20 protein-coding genes are annotated in these 17,897 nt (G+C 71.7%); 12 read left to right on the top strand and 8 right to left on the bottom strand.

The window, feature by feature from the left end:
• Nucleotides 1-8: 8 nt before the first annotated feature.
• Complete coding sequence (locus ACZ6C1_RS00575; protein ID WP_469236415.1) at nt 9-980, bottom strand: alpha/beta fold hydrolase; 972 nt, start codon at nt 978-980, stop codon at nt 9-11.
• Between the two features lie 155 nt (nt 981-1,135).
• On the opposite strand from ACZ6C1_RS00575, the gene ACZ6C1_RS00570 reads away from it, so the two are divergent.
• The 4 genes from ACZ6C1_RS00570 (at nt 1,136) to ACZ6C1_RS00555 (ending at nt 2,893) form a co-directional block, all read left to right on the top strand.
• On the top strand, nt 1,136-1,363 hold the full coding sequence (locus ACZ6C1_RS00570) for a hypothetical protein (protein WP_469236414.1): 228 nt from the start codon (nt 1,136-1,138) through the stop codon (nt 1,361-1,363).
• 145 nt (nt 1,364-1,508) lie between these two features.
• Nucleotides 1,509-2,150 carry a TetR/AcrR family transcriptional regulator gene (locus ACZ6C1_RS00565; RefSeq protein WP_344366313.1) on the top strand — a complete coding sequence of 214 codons (642 nt, stop codon included), beginning with the start codon at nt 1,509-1,511 and terminating at the stop codon, nt 2,148-2,150.
• Nucleotides 2,151-2,235: 85 nt separating this feature from the next.
• Complete coding sequence (locus ACZ6C1_RS00560; protein ID WP_351815300.1) at nt 2,236-2,463, top strand: DUF3107 domain-containing protein; 228 nt, start codon at nt 2,236-2,238, stop codon at nt 2,461-2,463.
• A 157-nt stretch (nt 2,464-2,620) separates the two neighbouring features.
• Nucleotides 2,621-2,893: a hypothetical protein gene (locus tag ACZ6C1_RS00555; RefSeq protein WP_469236413.1), complete on the top strand. Its 273-nt coding sequence runs from the start codon at nt 2,621-2,623 to the stop codon at nt 2,891-2,893.
• Between the two features lie 236 nt (nt 2,894-3,129).
• On the opposite strand, the gene ACZ6C1_RS00550 is transcribed toward ACZ6C1_RS00555, so the two are convergent.
• Entirely contained in the window at nt 3,130-3,876 is a 747-nt protein-coding gene (locus ACZ6C1_RS00550; RefSeq protein WP_126886053.1) for a ferritin-like fold-containing protein, read from the bottom strand.
• Between the two features lie 480 nt (nt 3,877-4,356).
• Here ACZ6C1_RS00550 and ACZ6C1_RS00545 point away from each other — a divergent pair, with 480 nt between their 5' ends.
• Nucleotides 4,357-6,363, top strand: coding sequence for a DEAD/DEAH box helicase (locus ACZ6C1_RS00545; protein WP_469236412.1), 2,007 nt, complete (start codon nt 4,357-4,359; stop codon nt 6,361-6,363).
• Nucleotides 6,364-6,459: 96 nt separating this feature from the next.
• Nucleotides 6,460-7,341, top strand: a complete 882-nt coding sequence (locus tag ACZ6C1_RS00540) for an alpha/beta fold hydrolase (protein WP_469236411.1) — start codon at nt 6,460-6,462, stop codon at nt 7,339-7,341.
• Here ACZ6C1_RS00540 and ACZ6C1_RS00535 read toward each other — a convergent pair.
• Nucleotides 7,326-8,237, bottom strand: coding sequence for an NYN domain-containing protein (locus ACZ6C1_RS00535; protein ID WP_469236410.1), 912 nt, complete (start codon nt 8,235-8,237; stop codon nt 7,326-7,328). The genes ACZ6C1_RS00540 and ACZ6C1_RS00535 overlap by 16 nt on opposite strands.
• A 173-nt stretch (nt 8,238-8,410) precedes the next feature.
• On the opposite strand from ACZ6C1_RS00535, the gene ACZ6C1_RS00530 reads away from it, so the two are divergent.
• Complete coding sequence (locus ACZ6C1_RS00530) at nt 8,411-8,563, top strand: hypothetical protein (RefSeq protein ID WP_469236409.1); 153 nt, start codon at nt 8,411-8,413, stop codon at nt 8,561-8,563.
• Nucleotides 8,564-8,649: 86 nt separating this feature from the next.
• Here the strand turns inward: ACZ6C1_RS00530 and ACZ6C1_RS00525 are convergent, their stop codons facing one another.
• The 4 genes from ACZ6C1_RS00525 to ACZ6C1_RS00510 form a co-directional block, all read right to left on the bottom strand.
• Nucleotides 8,650-9,255 (bottom strand): MarC family protein, encoded by a 606-nt coding sequence (locus tag ACZ6C1_RS00525; protein WP_469237137.1) that lies wholly within the window; start codon nt 9,253-9,255, stop codon nt 8,650-8,652.
• Between the two features lie 171 nt (nt 9,256-9,426).
• Nucleotides 9,427-10,293, bottom strand: a complete 867-nt coding sequence (locus ACZ6C1_RS00520; protein ID WP_469236408.1) for a PHP domain-containing protein — start codon at nt 10,291-10,293, stop codon at nt 9,427-9,429.
• A 77-nt stretch (nt 10,294-10,370) separates the two neighbouring features.
• Complete coding sequence (locus ACZ6C1_RS00515; protein WP_469236407.1) at nt 10,371-11,009, bottom strand: DUF6758 family protein; 639 nt, start codon at nt 11,007-11,009, stop codon at nt 10,371-10,373.
• Between the two features lie 121 nt (nt 11,010-11,130).
• A complete protein-coding gene (locus ACZ6C1_RS00510; protein ID WP_469236406.1) occupies nt 11,131-11,721 on the bottom strand; it encodes a suppressor of fused domain protein in 591 nt (196 codons plus the stop codon).
• A 448-nt stretch (nt 11,722-12,169) separates the two neighbouring features.
• On the opposite strand from ACZ6C1_RS00510, the gene ACZ6C1_RS00505 reads away from it, so the two are divergent.
• Nucleotides 12,170-13,303 carry a magnesium and cobalt transport protein CorA gene (locus ACZ6C1_RS00505; RefSeq protein ID WP_469236405.1) on the top strand — a complete coding sequence of 378 codons (1,134 nt, stop codon included), beginning with the start codon at nt 12,170-12,172 and terminating at the stop codon, nt 13,301-13,303.
• Between the two features lie 14 nt (nt 13,304-13,317).
• A complete protein-coding gene (locus tag ACZ6C1_RS00500; protein WP_469236404.1) occupies nt 13,318-13,833 on the top strand; it encodes a hypothetical protein in 516 nt (171 codons plus the stop codon).
• Between the two features lie 56 nt (nt 13,834-13,889).
• On the opposite strand, the gene ACZ6C1_RS00495 is transcribed toward ACZ6C1_RS00500, so the two are convergent.
• The gene (locus tag ACZ6C1_RS00495; RefSeq protein ID WP_469236403.1) at nt 13,890-14,696 is read right to left on the bottom strand and encodes a hypothetical protein; all 807 of its coding nucleotides are present in this window, start codon (nt 14,694-14,696) and stop codon (nt 13,890-13,892) included.
• A gap of 175 nt (nt 14,697-14,871) precedes the next feature.
• Here ACZ6C1_RS00495 and ACZ6C1_RS00490 point away from each other — a divergent pair, with 175 nt between their 5' ends.
• From ACZ6C1_RS00490 to ACZ6C1_RS00480, 3 genes are read left to right on the top strand one after another with little or no spacing between them, the layout of a single operon-like run.
• Nucleotides 14,872-16,152, top strand: coding sequence for a magnesium transporter MgtE N-terminal domain-containing protein (locus ACZ6C1_RS00490; protein ID WP_469236402.1), 1,281 nt, complete (start codon nt 14,872-14,874; stop codon nt 16,150-16,152).
• Nucleotides 16,142-16,687 carry a DUF1003 domain-containing protein gene (locus ACZ6C1_RS00485; RefSeq protein WP_469236401.1) on the top strand — a complete coding sequence of 182 codons (546 nt, stop codon included), beginning with the start codon at nt 16,142-16,144 and terminating at the stop codon, nt 16,685-16,687. Before ACZ6C1_RS00490 ends, ACZ6C1_RS00485 begins: the two co-directional genes overlap by 11 nt.
• 43 nt (nt 16,688-16,730) lie before the next feature.
• On the top strand, nt 16,731-17,864 hold the full coding sequence (locus tag ACZ6C1_RS00480; protein ID WP_469236400.1) for an Mrp/NBP35 family ATP-binding protein: 1,134 nt from the start codon (nt 16,731-16,733) through the stop codon (nt 17,862-17,864).
• The last annotated feature ends 33 nt before the right edge of the window (nt 17,865-17,897 follow it).

Here is a 17,897-nt window from a genome sequence, read left to right as displayed (position 1 = left end):
GCCCCGGATCAGCTCCCGTCTTCGTGGTCGGTGTCGGCGATCAGTTCCCGTACGGCCTGGGCGACCGTCTCCGGGTACTCCATCATCGCGACGTGCCCCGCCTCCGGAAGCGTCAGCAACCGCGAGTCGCGGAAGGCGGCCGCCGCCCTGCGCGCCATCCGGAACGAGACGAGCTGGTCGCGCGCCCCGTACACCAGCAGCGTCGGCGCGAGCACCCGCTCCGCCTGCCGCCACAGACCGTGCTGGCCGCCCAGCGTGTACGCGTCGACGATGCCGCGCGCCGAGCGGGCCATGGCGTCCCAGAAGTACGGCAGCCTCAGCCGCCGCTCCATCTCCTCCACGGCGTTGCGGAAGCCCTCGTCGGTGACCCGCCCGGGGTCCCCGTAACAGAGCGCGAGCACACCGCGCACCCGCTGCTCCGCCGTCCAGTCCCTGGTGAGCCGGGTGAAGAGGGACGCGACGCCCGGCAGCGCGAGCAGCGCCGTGGGCCAGGCGCCGCGCTGGGCGCGCAGCTCCGGCAGCGCGGGCGAGATCAGCGTCAGCGTACGGACCAGGTCCGGGCGGACCGCCGCGACGCGGGTGGCGACGGCCCCGCCCAGTGAGTTGCCGATCAGATGGACGGGCCCGCGCTCGGCGGAGTCCAGCAGCCGGATGACCGCGCGGGCGTGCGCGGTCAGCGAGTAGTTGCCGTCGTCGGGCGGCGGGGAGTCCCCGAAGCCGGGGAGGTCGAGTGCCTCGCCGTCGACGATGTCCTCGAGCAGCGGCATCATGGCCGACCAGTTCTGCGAGGAGCCCCCGAGCCCGTGCACGTACATCGCGGGCGGCAGCCCGGTACGGTCCGACGGCCGGTACCGCACGTTCAGCGTCAGCCCGGGCAGCGTCACGGAGCGCAGCCGCTCCCCCTCCGCGATCCGGACGGTGCTCACCCGTGGTCCCGCCGCGGTGGCGGCGATGGATTCCGGCAGCTCGGTCGAAGACATGCGGCAATGTTACGAGATGATCACACGAGCTCCGGTGTGGCGGCCGTCACAGGATCGCATAGCGCTTAAAAGGGGTACCTCCTAGGCTCGTACATGAGGGCAGTTCGCCCAGGCCCCCCGCACGCCGATGTGATCCGCCCAGTGAAAGGGAGCCCATGACCGTCGATCCGACCGACCCGGAGACCTTCGAAGCGACCGAGAACGGCGAGGCGACCGCCGCGCTGGACGAGGAGACGCCCGAGGCCGACGCGGCCGAGCAGCACAGGGAACTGCAGCAGCACGCCGACGACCCGCTCACCCGCGTCGATCCGGCCGTGGCGAACGAGGCCGACGCGGCCGAGCAGACCCGCGTGGTGACGCTGGACGAGGACGACTACCGCTGATTTGGTCGGTTTAACGTTGAATATCCGGCTACCCCGGTCGTCCGGTACGTGAAATTCTGCGCTCGCACCGCGCACAGCCGGGTTACCCAAAAGTACGATGGCGGGCGCGGCGCAGAGCGCGCAAGGATCGATTTTGGGAGGCGGCGTGACAGCCATCGAGCAGACAGAGGCGGCGCGCCCACGGGGCACGCGCCTGCCGCGCCGAGCCCGACGCAACCAGCTCCTGGGCGCCGCCCAGGAAGTGTTTGTCGCACAGGGATACCACGCGGCCGCGATGGACGACATCGCGGAGCGCGCGGGCGTCAGCAAGCCCGTGCTCTACCAGCACTTCCCCGGGAAGCTGGAGCTTTACCTGGCACTGCTGGACCAGCACTGCGAGTCGCTGCTCCAGGCGGTGCGCACCGCGCTCGCCTCCACCACGGAGAACAAGCTGCGTGTGGCGGCCACCATGGACGCCTACTTCGCGTACGTGGAGGACGAGGGCGGCGCGTTCCGTCTCGTCTTCGAGTCGGACCTGACCAACGAGCCGGCGGTGCGCGAGCGCGTCGAGCGCGTCTCGCTCCAGTGCGCCGAGGCGATCTCGGACGTCATCGCCGAGGACACGGGGCTGTCCAAGGACGAGTCCATGCTGCTGGCCGTGGGCCTGGGAGGAGTTTCCCAGGTGGTCGCGCGGTACTGGCTGTCCAGCGAGTCGGCGATCCCGCGCGACAAGGCGGTGCAGCTGCTGACGTCACTGGCCTGGCGCGGCATCGCCGGGTTCCCACTGCACGGCTCGGAATCCCACTGATGATCGGGGTCGTCTCTCCGGGCTAATGTGTGCAGCGTACGGCGCGGCCGACCGCGCAACGCTGACCGTTCGGAGGGACATAGCCGTGGAGGTCAAGATCGGCGTGCAGCACGCGCCCCGGGAGATCGCTCTGGAGAGCGGGCAGTCCGCCGAGGAGGTGGAGCGCGCGGTCACCGAGGCGCTCGCCGGCAAGACGCAGCTGCTCAGCCTGACGGACGACAAGGGCCGCAAGGTCCTGGTGCCGACCGACCGTATCGCCTACGTGGAGATCGGCGAGCCGGCGAAGCCGCGAGTGGGCTTCGGGGCGCTCTGAGCAGTACCGAAAGAGCACGGAACGTACGACGCGAAGGCCCGGCGGGTTGTCCCGCCGGGCCTTTCACGTGCCCCACGAGAAGGATTGCGTTTCGCGTGCATCGGGTAGTACGGCCTGTGACCGTTTTGCCCGCCCCGCCGTCCGCGAGGTGATCCGCGTGTTCTGGGAAGCTTTCGGCTCCGTCGTGCTCGGATTCGCACTGTCCTGGGCTGCCGCCCACCGACTCGCCGACCGGCTCCCGTCACGCCGCGTGGTCATCGGCGCGGGAGTACTCGGCGCCCTCTTCGGGGCGCTGATCACGCACGCGGCGCTGGGCCCCGGCTACGCCCTGGGCACCCTGCTGGGCGCGGTCGCGGTCGCGGCGGTCGTGCTCTCGCTCCTCCTGCGCCCGACCCGCCGCCTGCGCCGCTCGACGGCTACGCAGACCTGACCAGGGCGGCACGCCCCGGCCCCCCGAGCGGCACGCCCCGGCACCCCAGCCCCTCACCGGCGGCCCGGGCGCGGCGGCTGCGCCGCGCGTATGCGTATCCCGGGTCACACCCCGAACGCCTGGCGCCGCGGGTGCGGCGGCTTCACGCCGCGAGGCCCCGTGGGCGGTCCCCCGCCGTTGAGAAGGCGGCTCCGGGCCGTCGCGCACGGAGCCGGGGGGACGGGGCGGGAGACCCGTCAGGCCGCCAGCCCCAGCGCGGCCATGCGCTTGGTGTGGGCCTTGGTGATACGGGAGAACATCTCGCCCACCGCCGCCAGGTCGAAGCCGTCCGCGACGCCGCCCACGAGCATCGTCGACAGCGCGTCCCGCTCCGCGACCACACGCTGGGCCTGCGACAGGGCCTCGCCCATCAGCCGGCGCGCCCACAGGGCGAGACGACCGCCCACCCGGGGGTCGGCCTCGATCGCGGCGCGCACCTTCTCGACGGCGAAGTTGCCGTGCCCGGTGTCGTCCAGCACCGCCAGCACCAGCGCCCGCGTGTCGGAGTCCAGCCGGACGGCGACCTCCCGGTAGAAGTCGCTGGCGATCGAGTCGCCCACGTAGGCCTTGACCAGGCCCTCCAGCCAGTCGGACGGCGCGGTCTGGCGGTGGAAGTCGTCCAGCGCCTTCGCGAACGGCTCCATGGCGGCCGTCGGCTCCGCGTCGATCGCCGTCAGCCGGTCCCGCAACCGCTCGAAGTGGTGGAACTCGGCCGACGCCATCTTCGCCAGCTCCGCCTTGTCGGCGAGCGTGGGCGCCAGCTTCGCGTCCTCGGCCAGCCGTTCGAAGGCCGCCAGCTCCCCGTACGCGAGCGCACCGAGCAGGTCCACGACCGCGGCACGGTACTGGGGCTCGGCGGAGGCCCCGGCCCAGTCCAGGGCGGCGATCCCGGTCGGTTCTTCGGCGGCGGCGGCGGAAGCGGCGGCGTTGTCAGGCGTCTCCATGAAGCGCACAATAGCCCGCCCGGCAGGCGGCCGAAGGCCCTGGTCATCCACTGTGACCTCCCCCTCCTTGTGAATTGGCCCAACACACCTGCGAGGATCCGGGGTACAGTGGTAATGCGCCTGCTGAGTAGTCAGTCATGTTCTATGTACTCGGCGGGCCATCTCATGAATGAGGATGCCCGGTCGGTGGCCCGATCGGCTCCGACCCGACAGCCCTCCGTGCGCATGAGCCGCACATGAGGGGCCCCTCAGCGGTATGACGCTCGAGCGACGGCAGTGGTCCCGTGCCACCCGGCTGTGTTCTTGTCGGACTGCGGCCGGACAGTCCCGGCACGGTAAGACCCCCAGCGTTCGCCTCATGCCGCGTCTCACAGAAGAGGCAGCACCCTGACTACGACTTTCCGAGAGCTCGGGATCCTTCCCGAGACGGCCGAGGCACTCGAAGCCGTCGGCATCACGTCCCCCTTCCCCATCCAGGAAATGACCCTCCCGGTCGCCCTCACCGGCACCGACGTCATCGGCCAGGCCAAGACCGGAACGGGCAAGACCCTCGGTTTCGGCCTCCCGCTGCTGGAGCGCGTCACCGTCCCCGCGGACGTCGAGGCGGGCCGGGCCAAGCCCGAGCAGCTGACCGACGCCCCGCAGGCGCTCGTGGTGGTCCCCACCCGAGAGCTGTGCACCCAGGTCACCAACGACCTGCTCACCGCCGGCAAGGTCCGCAACGTCCGCGTCCTCGCGATCTACGGCGGCCGTGCGTACGAGCCCCAGGTCGAGGCCCTGAAGAAGGGCGTCGACGTGATCGTCGGCACCCCGGGCCGCCTCCTCGACCTGGCCGGGCAGCGCAAGCTGGACCTGTCCAAGGTCAAGGCCCTCGTCCTCGACGAGGCCGACGAGATGCTCGACCTCGGCTTCCTGCCCGACGTCGAGAAGATCATCAACATGCTTCCGGCGAAGCGTCAGACCATGCTGTTCTCGGCGACCATGCCGGGCGCGGTCATCGGCCTGGCCCGCCGCTACATGTCGCAGCCCACCCACATCCGCGCCACGGCGCCGGACGACGAGGGCGCGACCGTCGCGAACATCGCGCAGTACGTGTACCGCGCGCACTCCATGGACAAGCCCGAGATGGTCTCGCGCATCCTCCAGGCCAACGGCCGCGGGCTCGCGATGATCTTCTGCCGTACGAAGCGGACGGCGGCCGACATCGCCGAGCAGCTCGAGCGGCGCGGCTTCGCCTCCGGCGCGGTCCACGGCGACCTCGGCCAGGGCGCCCGTGAGCAGGCGCTGCGCGCCTTCCGCAACGGCAAGGTGGACGTCCTCGTCTGCACGGACGTCGCGGCGCGAGGCATCGACGTCGAGGGCGTCACGCACGTGATCAACTACCAGTCGCCCGAGGACGAGAAGACCTTCCTCCACCGCGTGGGCCGTACGGGCCGCGCGGGCAAGAAGGGCATCGCCGTCACGCTGGTGGACTGGGACGACATCCCGCGCTGGCAGCTGATCAACAAGGCGCTGGGCCTGGACTTCAACGCCCCGGTCGAGACGTACTCGACGTCCCCGCACCTTTACGCGGACATGGACATCCCCGAGGGCACCAAGGGCGTCCTGCCGCGTGCCGAGCGGACGCGTGCCGGTCTGGACGCCGAAGAGGTCGAGGACCTCGGCGAGACGGGCGGCCGTGGGTCGCGCGGACGGCGTCCGGAGCGTGCGGAGCGTTCCGACCGTACGGAGGCGCGCCCGGAGCGTACGCGTACCCCGCGTCAGCGCCGGCGTACGCGGGGCGGCGCCCCGATGGGGACCGACGAGGCGGCGACGACCGCCCAGACGGTGACCCCCGCGGCCGACCAGGCCTCGGAGCCGCGCACCCCGCGCCGGCGCCGGACCCGCACCCGTGCGGGCGCCCCGGCGGTGGCGGAGGCCGTGGCGGTCACGCCGGTCGCCGAGACCGCGGAGGCACCCGAGGTCGCCGAGCCGGTCGTGGAGCCCAAGCCCCGCCGCCGCACCCGCAAGGCCGCCGAGCCGGTCGCCGAGGTGACCCCCGAGGCCACCGCCCCGGCCGAGGTCACCGAGCCGGTCGCGGAGTCCAAGCCCCGCCGCCGCACCCGGAAGACCGCGGCCGCCCCGGAGACCACCGAGGTCACCGAAGCGGTCGAGGCCGAGCCCAAGCCCCGCCGCCGCACCCGCAAGGCCGCCGAGCCGGTCGCCGAGACCGTCGAGGCCGAGGCCAAGCCCCGCCGCCGCACCCGCAAGGCCGCCGAGCCGGTCGCGGAGGTCACCGAGACCGCCGAGGCGAAGCCCCGCCGCACCCGCAAGGCCGCCGAGCCGGTCGCCGAGACCGTCGAGGCCGAGGCCAAGCCCCGCCGCCGCACCCGGAAGACCGCGGCCGCCCCGGAGACCACCGAGGTCACCGAGACCGTCGAGGCCGAGGCCAAGCCCCGGCGGCGCCGGGCCGTGAAGGCCGTGGCCGCCGCGCAGTCCGAGAGCTGATCGCCGGCCGGCACACGAGCGACGGCCCCGCCCCCTTTTCCGGGAGCGGGGCCGTCGCTGTCCGCACCCCGGCTCGTGCCCCGCTAGCCTCGTCCCATGAGCCGCCCGCCCACGTTCACCCCGCCCCCCTGTGCCCGTGCCCACACCCTCCGCACGTCCCGCGGTGACTTCGCCGTGCTGGACGCGGCGCCCGCCGACGGTGCGGAGCCGAAGGGGACGGCCCTCCTGCTGCCCGGGTACACCGGGTCCAAGGAGGACTTCATCGCCATGCTCGAACCGCTCTCCGACGCCGGCTACCGCGCTGTCGCGGTGGACGGCCGGGGACAGTACGAGACTCCGGGCCCCGATGACCAACAGGCCTACGAGCAGGACGAGTTGGCGCGTGACGTACTGGCCCAGGCGGCGGCCCTCGGCAGCGGTCGGGTCCATCTCCTCGGCCACTCCCTCGGCGGCCTGATCGCCCGGGCGGCCGTACTCCTCGACGCGGAGCCGTTCCTCACGCTCACCCTGATGTCGTCCGGACCCGCCGAGGTCGCGCCGGCCCAGCAGGACAAGATCAAACTGTTGAGTGACGCGCTCGCGGTGATGACCATGAGTCAGGTGTGGGAGGCCATGCGGGCCCTGGACCCGCCGGAGGACGCCGACGAGGCGGGCAGCCACCGCGAGGACCTCCGCCGCCGCTGGCTGCTGCACACTCCCGCCCAGCTCCTGGCCACCGGCCGCCGGCTGACCGTCGAGCCCGACCGGGTCGACGAACTCGCCGCCGTACGCCCGCGGCTGCCCGTGCACGTGATCTCGGGCATCCGGGACGACACGTGGCCGGTGGCGCTCCTCGACGCGATGGCGGGCCGGCTGGGCGCCCACCGGACGCGTGTGGAGGGCGCCGAGCACTCACCGAACACCGACCGGCCGGTGGAGACCTCCGCTGCTGTGGCACGGTTCTGGGACCGCCACCGAAGCCCTCAGAACCGTGACTGAAGCTGCTGCCAGAAGCCGTCCCTGAGCGACCGCCGCAGCACGGCGTGCCCGCGCAGGGACCGGCTCAGCCGCCGTTCCGCCTCGACGAGGAGTTCCTGGTCCACCGGGCCGGGGAGGTACGGGTGGCCGGGCAGCAGCTCGGCCATCGCGTCGGATCCCCGCTCCGCCAGCCAGGTCTCGGCGATCTGCGCGCCCAGGAAGCGCACCTCGTCACGCGACGGCGGCGGTTCGCCCTCGCTCTCATAGGTGGTCACCGGCCGCCGGGTGACGTACGGGCGGCAGAAGGCCAGGTCGAAGGTCCGGGTGCTGTCGACCTCCCAGAGCAGGGGCTCGGCCTGGTTGCGACCGTCGGCCGCCTCGATGCCCCAGAGGTGGACGCGGGCCCCGTACCCCTGGGCCGCCTCGACCGCCGAGACCAGGTCCTCGTCACCGCCGACCAGCGCCGCGTCGCTGATGGCTCGGTGGCGGGCCAGTGACTCCAGGTCGGAGCGGATGAGGGAGTCGACGCCCTTCTGCTGGTTGTTGGCGTTGAGGTTGCCCAGCCGGACCTTGACGTCGGGGAGCTCGGCGATCGCCTGCTGTTCCGGGGTGTGGATCCGGCGCCGGGCGCCGTCGTACCAGTAGACGCGCAGCAGGCGGCTGTCCGCGAAGATGGTGCGGGCCTTGTCGATGAAAGCCTCGATGAGCCCTTCCGCGTCCAGGTCGAAGGAGCGCCGGTCCTCGGTGCCCGCTACCAGCAACCCGGCCGCAGCATGGACGTAACCGGCGTCGACGAAGATGGCGTGTGTCGAGGGCGTCTTGGCGACCTCGGCGAGCACACGCTGAAGGAGCTCATTGGTGCGCTCCAGGCGGGCGCCGAGCTGGGTGAGGGTCGGGGTGTCCGGGTCGTGGTTCATACGGGGCTCATTGTCCGGCTCCGGGGGCGTGCCCGCCACCATCCACCTGCGAATACTTAGACGCTCAAAAATTTTCTTTAGCGTAGGGAATGTTTGCCCTTTACATGCCGTTGGAACCGGTACGGAACACAGTTCTCCATCAGGAGGATCAACTCAGACGAAGGGAGAAGCCCATGCGCTTCGAGATTCTGCGACTCGACGACGTCGACGGCACGCCCGTGGACACCACCGTCGTGGACGCCGCCTCCGTCAACCGGATCGTGCAGCAGGCCGCCTCGGTGGGCCAGCGCATCTGGATCCGCCCGGCCGTGACCACGGCCTCATAGCAAGCACGACGCTCCGACACCGCGCCCCCGCGCGGACTCCGGCCGCTTCCAGGGAGCCGGAATCCGTACGGGGGCGCAGTGGTGTGTCAGGAACCCTGGATGACCTGGGTGACGCCGTTGATGATCTGCTGAACGGCGATCGCCGACAGCATCATCCCGGCGAGCCGGGTCACCAGCACCACACCGCCGTCCTTGATGACCCTGATGATCAGCAGCGAGTAGCGCATGGTCAGCCACAGCACGACGTGCATGGCGACGATCGCCGCCCAGACGGAGACCTGCCCGCTGACGCCCTCCGCGTGCTGCACGGCGAGGATCACCGACACGATCGCGCCCGGTCCGGCCAGCAGCGGCATGCCGAGCGGCACCAGGGCGACGTTGACGTCCTTGGTCTGCTTGGGCTCGTCGGTCTTGCCGGTCAGCAGGTCGAGCGCGATCAGCAGCAGGAGCAGCCCGCCCGCGATCATCAGCGCGGGTACGGAGACGTGCAGGTACGCCAGGATCTGCTGGCCGAGGATGCCGAAGACGGTGATCACACCGAAGGCGACCGCGACGGCCTGCCAGGCCATGCGGCGCTGGACCTTGGTGGCCCGGCCGGAGGTCAGGGCGAGGAAGATCGGGGTGATCCCGGGGGGATCCATGATGACAAAAAGGGTGAGGAAGAGGGAGCCGAAGACGGCGATGTCGAACACGGTGAGCCTTGCGGGAGGAGGGTCGTACAGGGAAGTGCGGTTGCGGAGGGGGAGCTCTGGTGGGCGGATCCCGCCGCGCGGGGTCATGGACGGTGTCCTGCCGCACGGGACCCGGGCGGCGCCCACACGGCGGGCACACGGCCCGCGCGGAGTCACGGGCGCCGACCGGAGCTACGCCGGGGAGGGTCCCCCAGTGCCCGGCACCGGGAACGCGCCGGTCGCGCGGCGGGTGATCTCGCCGTAGATCTCGGGGTCGGTGGTGTGGTCGCCGAGCCGGCAGGTCTTGCGGGTGCCGTGGTAATCGCTGGACCCGGTGGTCAGCAGGCCCAGCTCGGCGGCGAGCCCGCGCAGCCGGGCGCGGGTCGGCTCGTCGTGATCCATGTGATCGATCTCGATGCCGTCGAGCCCGTACGCGGCCAGGTCGGCGATCACCGACTCGGGCACCGTCCGGCCGCGCTTCGCGGCGCCGGGGTGGGCGAAGACGGTGACGCCACCGGCCGCCTTGACCAGACGGATCGCGGTGAACGGGTCGAGCTCGTGCTTCTCGACGTACGCCCGGCCGCCGTCGGCGAGCCACTGGGGCGTGAAGGCGTCGGAGACGCTGGGCACGACGCCGAGTTCGACGAGCGCCTCGGCGATGTGCGGCCGGCCGACGGACCCGTCTCCGGCGATGGCGGCGACGCGCTCCCACGTGAGGGGCACGCCGAGCTCCTGGAGCTTGCCGACCATGGCGCGGGCGCGCGGGACGCGGTCGTCGCGCACCAGCTCGCGCTCACGGGCCAGCTCCGGCTCGTCCGGGTCGAAGAGGTAGGCCAGCATGTGCATGCCGATGCCGTCGATCCGGCACGAGAGCTCGGCGCCGGTGACGAGTGTGAGTCCCTCGGGGAGCGCGGCGAGCGCCTCGGCGTGACCGCGCGTGCTGTCGTGATCGGTCAGCGCGACGACGTCGAGCCCCGCCGCGGCGGCGGCGAGCACGAGCTCGGCGGGGGTGTCCGTCCCGTCGGAAGCCGTGGAGTGGGTGTGCAGGTCGATGCGCACGACGCGGGACTCCGGGGCTCGGGGACGGACGGGGGACGCTCAAAAGGATACCGGCGTTCCGCCCGGGCTCGTGTCCGTCAGTCCAGCAGCCTGGGGCTCAGCGCGCCGCAGGGCAGCAGCTCCACCTCGGACCCGGCCTCCCGCAGGTCGGTCAGGACGAGGTCGTCGTACATCAGCAGGCCCGACTTCTCGGGCCAGACGACGGCCCACAGCCACAGCGCCCGCGCCTCGCCCGCGAAGACCGCGCGGTCCTCGGGCGCGTCACTGACGTGCCAGAGGGGGGTGGGGCGGCCGGCGGCGAGCACCTTGGCCTGGGGGCGGTTGCCGGTGCACATGTGCGGACCGGGGTCGGGGCCGTCGATCCCGGCGTACCGAGCGCCCAGGCCGACGCCCGGTTCCTCGGCGATCAGCAGCAGCTCGCCCACGCCGCCGAGCGGAGCGGGGCCCGAGCAGGCGACGACGGTGGCACGGCCGCCGCTGCGGTCGTCCCCCGCGTACGCGACACCGGTGAACAGCCAGCCCACCGGCAGGGGCCAGGGCATCCAGACAGGCACCTGCGCCCGGTGGGTGACGACGCCGAGCGCCTCGACACTGGGCGGGATCACGGGCTGCAGCGGGTGCACGGCGCCGTGCACGTCACACTGCCACGAGTCGGAAAAGAGACCGGGCGCCCGGACCCGGCCTCCGCACTTCGGGCAACTGGGTTCGCCCCTCATAGGGTTCAACGGTCCTCCCCGGCCGTCGCCTCGTCAAGGACGATCACCCGTCCGGTGTGCCGCTCCACCCCACCAATATGGATGCGGTGTACATCCGTTGAACGTCCAACTTGTTGCGCGATCAGTCGAGAGCCACGGACTTGCGCAGCGGATCACGCAGGTCCGTACCCGCCGCCAGCCACCGCTCCTGGAGCGCCTGCGCGCCGTGCACGCGTTTCCACGCCGCCTCGTTGGGCGTCATCGGCAGCAGCGGCAGGAAGCGCACCGGATCCATGGGCGCGTCCAGCTCCAGGTCCTCGACGAGCCCACCGGGCTCCGCCACGAGCACGGAGGTGAACGGCGCGCCCGGCCACAGGGGTTCACCGGTGTCCAGGGAGGCGCCCTGGGCCACGACCACGCCCTCGACCTGTGGCGAGGCGGCGAGGACCGCGAGCGGGCGCAGCACCTTGTCCGTGTCGGCGAGCCCCGCCCGTACGGTCAGGAGGAGCTCCGCGCGCGGGCCCTTGACCGGGTCGGCGAGGGCGGCCGTCGGGTCGGTCATCGGCTGCGCCGACATGCCGAGGGTGGCGTACCTCACGAGGCCGAGGGCGGCGTCCGGGAAGCGCAGGACCTCGATCCGGTCGGTACCCAGGAACGTCACCGCGGCACGCGCGTCCGGTTCACCGAGGGCGGTACGCAACCGCGCCTCGACCAGAGCTAGAACTTCTCCCATGCGGGGAGCATAGAGCGCGTATGGAATGGGCAAAGTAAGGGATTGACCCTCAGTCGGCTGATAGTGTTGGCCGTCTGCTGGTCGGGACAGCACGCCAAGCGTTGCTTTCCAGTCCCGACAACACGTCATCCCTCAAGGGGGACCGGCCGGAGGAGGTGGGGCTGCGGTGGATCGAAGTCGACCGTGCAGTACCAACCGCTCTTCCGCCCGCGGCATTTCTCTGTGACCTGAGCGGCATCCCACCTGCCCGCTTCCGCTCTCCTCGTGGAGCGTGAGTGTGAGGTCACGGCTATTCGCACGACGGAAGAGCACACCGTTTTGCCTGTCTGTAGCGAACGCCGTCACCGCGATCCCGCGGTGCCGCCCGCTTTGCGGACGTAAGGAACGCCACGTCCTCATTCCGGGCTGTGCCACGCACCGCGACGGCCTCTCCGTGAAGGAGCCAGCCATGTCGATGATCCGTGACCTGCGCGCAGCGGTCCGCCCGTCCCTGCGCAAGAGCAGTGCCCCCTACAACACGTACAACTCCTACGACGCCACCCGTGACCCGTCGACATCCACCGCGGTCGTCGACTGCGCCGTGTACCGCGACGGCCGCCGGCTGAAGGAGGCCGCGGCCGACGCGTGCCTCACGCCGCGCGAGGCCATGCGGCAGGTACGCGAGGGCGGCGGCTTCGCGTGGATCGGGCTGCACGAGCCGACCGAAGCCGAATTCGCCGGTATCGCGGCCGAGTTCGGGCTCCACCCGCTGGCCGTGGAGGACGCGGTCCACGCCCACCAGCGGCCCAAGCTGGAGCGGTACGACGACACGCTGTTCACCGTCTTCAAGACGATCCACTACGTGGAGCACGCCGAGCTCACGGCGACCAGTGAGGTCGTCGAGACCGGTGAGGTCATGTGCTTCACCGGCCGGGACTTCGTGATCACCGTCCGCCACGGCGGCCAGGGCTCACTGCGCAACCTGCGGCACCGGATGGAGGGCGAGCCGGAGCTGCTGGGGAAAGGGCCGTCGGCGGTGCTGCACGCCATCGCCGACCATGTGGTGGACGGCTACATCGCGGTGGCGGACGCGGTGCAGATCGACATCGACCAGATCGAGATCGACGTCTTCTCGCCGCCGACCAAGGGCTCCACGCGGGGCGCCGACACCGGGCGGATCTACCAGCTCAAGCGTGAGGTACTGGAGTTCAAGCGGGCCGTGTCGCCGCTGCTGCGGCCGATGCAGCTCCTGAGCGAGCGGCCGATGCGGCTGGTGGACCCGGACATCCAGAAGTACTTCCGGGACGTCGCCGACCACCTGGCACGGGTCCAGGAGCAGGTCGTCGGCTTCGACGAACTGCTGAACTCGATCCTCCAGGCCAACCTGGCGCAGGCGACGGTCGCGCAGAACGAGGACATGCGCAAGATCACCTCATGGGCGGCGATCATCGCCGTGCCGACGGCGGTGTGCGGGGTGTACGGCATGAACTTCGACTACATGCCGGAGCTGCGGTGGAAGTACGGCTACCCGCTGGTCCTGGCGGGGATCTCGGTCATCTGTTTCGCGATCCACCGCACCCTGAAGCGCAACGGGTGGCTGTAGCTAAGCTGCGGGTCATGACAGACGCACTACTCGACCAAGCCCTCGTCGAGGAGGCCACCAAGAAGTCCGGCCTCATCTGGGTACGGGGCGAGGGCCCGGCCCGCGCGCTGTGGCACGTGTGGGTCGACGGCGCGGCGCACGTCGTCGGCGACGGGCCGGGCGAGCAGCCACTGCCGGGCCTGGCGGACGGCTCCGCCGCCGAGGTGACGGTACGCAGCAAGGACAAGGGCGGCCGCGTGGTCGCCTGGACGGCCACCGTGACCGAGCTGGCCGCGGGCTCCGAGCCGTGGGAGGCGGCCGTCGCCGAGCTGAAGGGCAAGCGGCTGAACGCCCCGGACGCGGAGACGATGACCGAGCGCTGGGCGCGCGAGTGCCGGGTGCTGCGGCTCGCCCCGGTCGGCGCGACGACGGCCCATCCGGACGGCTCGCTGGCGGCGCCCCCGCTGCCCACGCCGGCCACCACCCGCCACCCGATCCCGGCGGCGCTCCCCCGCCTGCTGCTCAAGCGCAAGAAGCGCCGGCGCCCCTGACACGGACCGACCGACCCGGCGCGGGCACCGCTCCCGCACCGGACGGCGGCAACGCTTCAGTCGCTGGTGCGGGGGAGCTGGCGGCCGTAGTCGAGGGTTTCGTCCTTGGACGGGGGCGTCAGCGGGAACGTCTTGTTCCAGTCCGACAGGACGACCACCCCCGCGCCGCCGCCGCGGGCGAACTGGAGGGGGTAGGGCGTGCCCTCCAGGGAGACGTCGAGGGTGCCGCCCTCGCCCTTGGGGCCGCCCGCGACCTTGATGGTGCGGATGCCGCCGATCTTGGAACGGTCGCCCTTGACGACGTCACCGTGCAGCTCCAGCAGCCCGCCGAGCAGGACGTTCATCTCCGTGAAGCCACGCAGCTGCTTGTACGAGGGGTCGTCCTCGGGCACCTTCACGTACTTGTCGTCGAGCTTGTCCGCCGCCTCCGCGCCGGAGCCGCCCTCCGCGTCCCCGCCCCCGTCCGCGTCCGCGTCCCCTTCCGCGTCGCTCGTCGCGCTCGCCCAGAAATCCGCGTCGGCCTTCAGGTAGAGCGCGTCGCCGACCCGCAGCAGCTCGAAGGTGGACGTCTTGGAGACGACCGAGCCGGCCGCGCCGGTCCGGGCCAGCCGCATGTTCAGCTCGTACGTGCCGCCCTTGCTGACCAGCGTCCCCGACAGGCGTACCGCCGTCGCCCCGCCCGCCGCCGCCCGCGCCTTCGACTCGATCGCGGTGGCGGACAGCTTGCCCACTCCGTTCGTGCCGGCGTCGGGATCCGGCGGCGGCTCCTCTCCACAGGCGGTGAGCACCGCGGTCAGTCCGGCGCACAGAGCGACGGGAAGGGCGGCCCGGCGGGCGCGCGAAGCCGGGGCGAGAAGGGTCACCAGCGCACTGCCTCTCATCAAACCGTGGGGGGTTGGCAGACCGCAGCGTACCCGTGCCGTATACGACCGCCGGAAGAGAGCCGGACGGACGCCCTGCCTGGGCGACCCGCACCAGGACGGGCTAGCCTGAATCGGCACAATGCTCTGGATTCCGGCAGACGAGGAGGTGTGCGGCATGGCGGCAGGCACGTCCCGGATCTTCGTCTCCCACCTCGCCGGCGTCCCCGTCTTCGACCCGAACGGCGACCAGGTCGGCCGCGTTCGCGACCTCGTCGCGATGCTGCGCGTCGGCCGGCGCCCGCCGCGGCTCCTCGGCCTGGTCGTGGAGGTGATCGGACGCCGCCGGATCTTCCTGCCCATGACCCGGGTCACGGGTGTCGAGTCCGGCCAGGTCATCACCACGGGTGTGCTCAACGTACGCCGCTTCGAGCAGCGTCCCACCGAGCGCCTGGTCCTCGGCGAGCTGCTCGACCGCCGGGTGCGGATCGTCGAGGACGGCTCCGAGGTGACCGTCCTCGACGTCGCCATCCAGCAGCTCCCGGCCCGCCGCGACTGGGAGATCGACAAGGTCTTCGTCCGCCGGGGCGGCGGTGGGGCGCTGCGCCGCAAGGGCGAGACGCTCACCGTCGAATGGTCGGCCGTCACCGGCTTCTCGCTGGAGGAGGTGGGGCAGGGCGCCGAGAGCCTGGTCGCCACCTTCGAGCGGATGCGGGCGGCCGACCTCGCCAACGTCCTGCACCACCTGTCCCCCAAGCGCCGCGCCGAGGTCGCCGCCGCCCTGGACGACGACCGGCTCGCGGACGTGCTGGAGGAGCTGCCCGAGGACGACCAGATCGAGATCCTCGGCAAGCTCAAGGAGGAGCGGGCCGCCGACGTCCTGGAGGCCATGGACCCGGACGACGCCGCCGACCTGCTGTCGGAGCTGCCCGAGGAGGACAAGGAGCGGCTGCTGACGCTGATGCGGCCGGACGACGCCGCCGACGTACGCCGTCTGATGTCGTACGAGGAGCGCACGGCGGGCGGTCTGATGACCACCGAGCCGATCGTGCTGCGTCCGGACGCGACGGTCGCCGACGCCCTGGCGCGGGTACGCCAGCAGGACCTCTCCCCCGCCCTGGCGGCCCAGGTGTACGTGTGCCGGGCACCCGACGAGACGCCGACGGGCAAGTACCTGGGGACCGTGCACTTCCAGCGGCTGCTGCGCGATCCGCCGTTCACGCTGGTCTCGGCGATCGCGGACACCGACCTGGCGCCGCTCACCCCCGACACCCCGCTGCCCTCCGTGACCAGCTACCTCGCCGCCTACAACCTGGTCGCCGCCCCGGTGGTGGACGAGAGCGGGTCACTGCTCGGCGCGGTCACCGTCGACGACGTACTCGACCACCTGCTGCCCGAGGACTGGCGGGAGACGGAATTCGAGCCGGAGGGCGAGAGCGAGGCCGCACATGGCGCATGAGCGTCCCGGCGAGCCGCCCGCGCCCCGGATCCGGCTGGACCAGCCACGGATCCGGCGGCCCAAGCTGCTGCCGGCGTACGACCCCGAGGCATTCGGGCGGCTCTCGGAGCGGGTCGCCCGTTTCATCGGCACCGGGCGGTTCCTCGTCTGGATGACGGTGATCGTCGTCGTCTGGGTGCTGTGGAACATCTCGGCGCCCGGCCATCTGCGCTGGGACGAGTACCCCTTCATCTTCCTGACCCTCGCCCTGTCGCTCCAGGCCTCCTACGCGGCTCCGCTGATCCTGCTGGCCCAGAACCGGCAGGCCGACCGTGACCGGGTCAACCTGGAGCAGGACCGCAAGCAGAACGAGCGCTCCATCGCCGACACCGAGTACCTGACCAGGGAGATCGCCGCGCTGCGGATGGGCCTCGGCGAGGTCGCCACACGCGACTGGATCCGCTCCGAGCTGGAGGACCTGGTCAGGGAGCTGGACGAGCGGCGGGATCTATTCCCGCAGGGCGGATCCCGCGGGAGTGACGAAGCCGACCGCTGACAGGCCTTTCCGGGGGCCGGGTCCGGCGCCGTACCATCTCCGTATGGTTACGGAAGACGCGGTGCGCGAAGCACTGGCGACGGTGAACGACCCCGAGATCAACCGACCGATCACTGAGCTCGGCATGGTCAAGTCGGTGGAGATCGGTGCGGACGGGGCGGTTGCCGTCACCGTCTACCTCACGGTCTCCGGCTGCCCCATGCGCGAGACGATCATCACCCGCGTGACCGAGGCGGTCTCCCGCGTGGAGGGCGTCACCGGCGTCGACGTGACGCTCGACGTGATGAGCGACGAACAGCGCAAGGAACTGGCCGCCGCGCTGCGCGGCACCACCGCCGAGCGCGAGGTGCCGTTCGCCAAGCCCGGCTCGCTGACCCGGGTGTACGCCGTGGCCTCCGGCAAGGGCGGCGTGGGCAAGTCGTCCGTGACCGTGAACCTGGCGGCGGCGATGGCCGCCGACGGGCTGAAGGTCGGTGTCGTGGACGCCGACATCTACGGCCACAGCGTGCCGCGCATGCTGGGTGCCGACGGCCGCCCCACCCAGGTCGAGAACATGATCATGCCGCCGTCGGCGAACGGCGTGAAGGTCATCTCCATCGGCATGTTCACCCCCGGAAACGCCCCGGTGGTCTGGCGCGGCCCGATGCTCCACCGCGCCCTCCAGCAGTTCCTGGCGGACGTGTACTGGGGCGACCTGGACGTCCTGCTGATGGACCTGCCGCCGGGCACCGGCGACATCGCGATCTCCGTCGCGCAGCTCGTGCCGAACGCGGAGATCCTCGTCGTCACCACGCCGCAGCAGGCGGCGGCCGAGGTCGCCGAGCGGGCCGGCTCCATCGCCGTGCAGACGCACCAGAAGATCGTCGGCGTCGTCGAGAACATGTCGGGCCTGCCCTGCCCGCACTGCGACGAGATGGTCGACGTCTTCGGCACGGGCGGCGGGCAGAGGGTCGCCGACGGCCTGACCAGGACCACCGGCGCCACCGTCCCGGTGCTGGGCTCCATCCCGATCGACGTACGGCTGCGCGAGGGCGGCGACGAGGGCAGGCCGGTCGTCCTGTCCGACCCGGACTCGCCGGCGGGCGCGGCACTGCGCACCATCGCGGGCAAGCTGGGCGGCCGTCAGCGCGGCCTGTCGGGCATGTCGCTGGGGATCACCCCGCGCAACAAGTTCTGACGAAGACGTCGTGAAGGGGGGCCGCTCGACGAG

This window comes from Streptomyces sp. NPDC041796, from assembly GCF_055590785.1.
The sequence above is the reverse complement of the archived record's forward strand: the minus strand, read 5'-3'. Positions and strand labels throughout refer to the sequence as shown.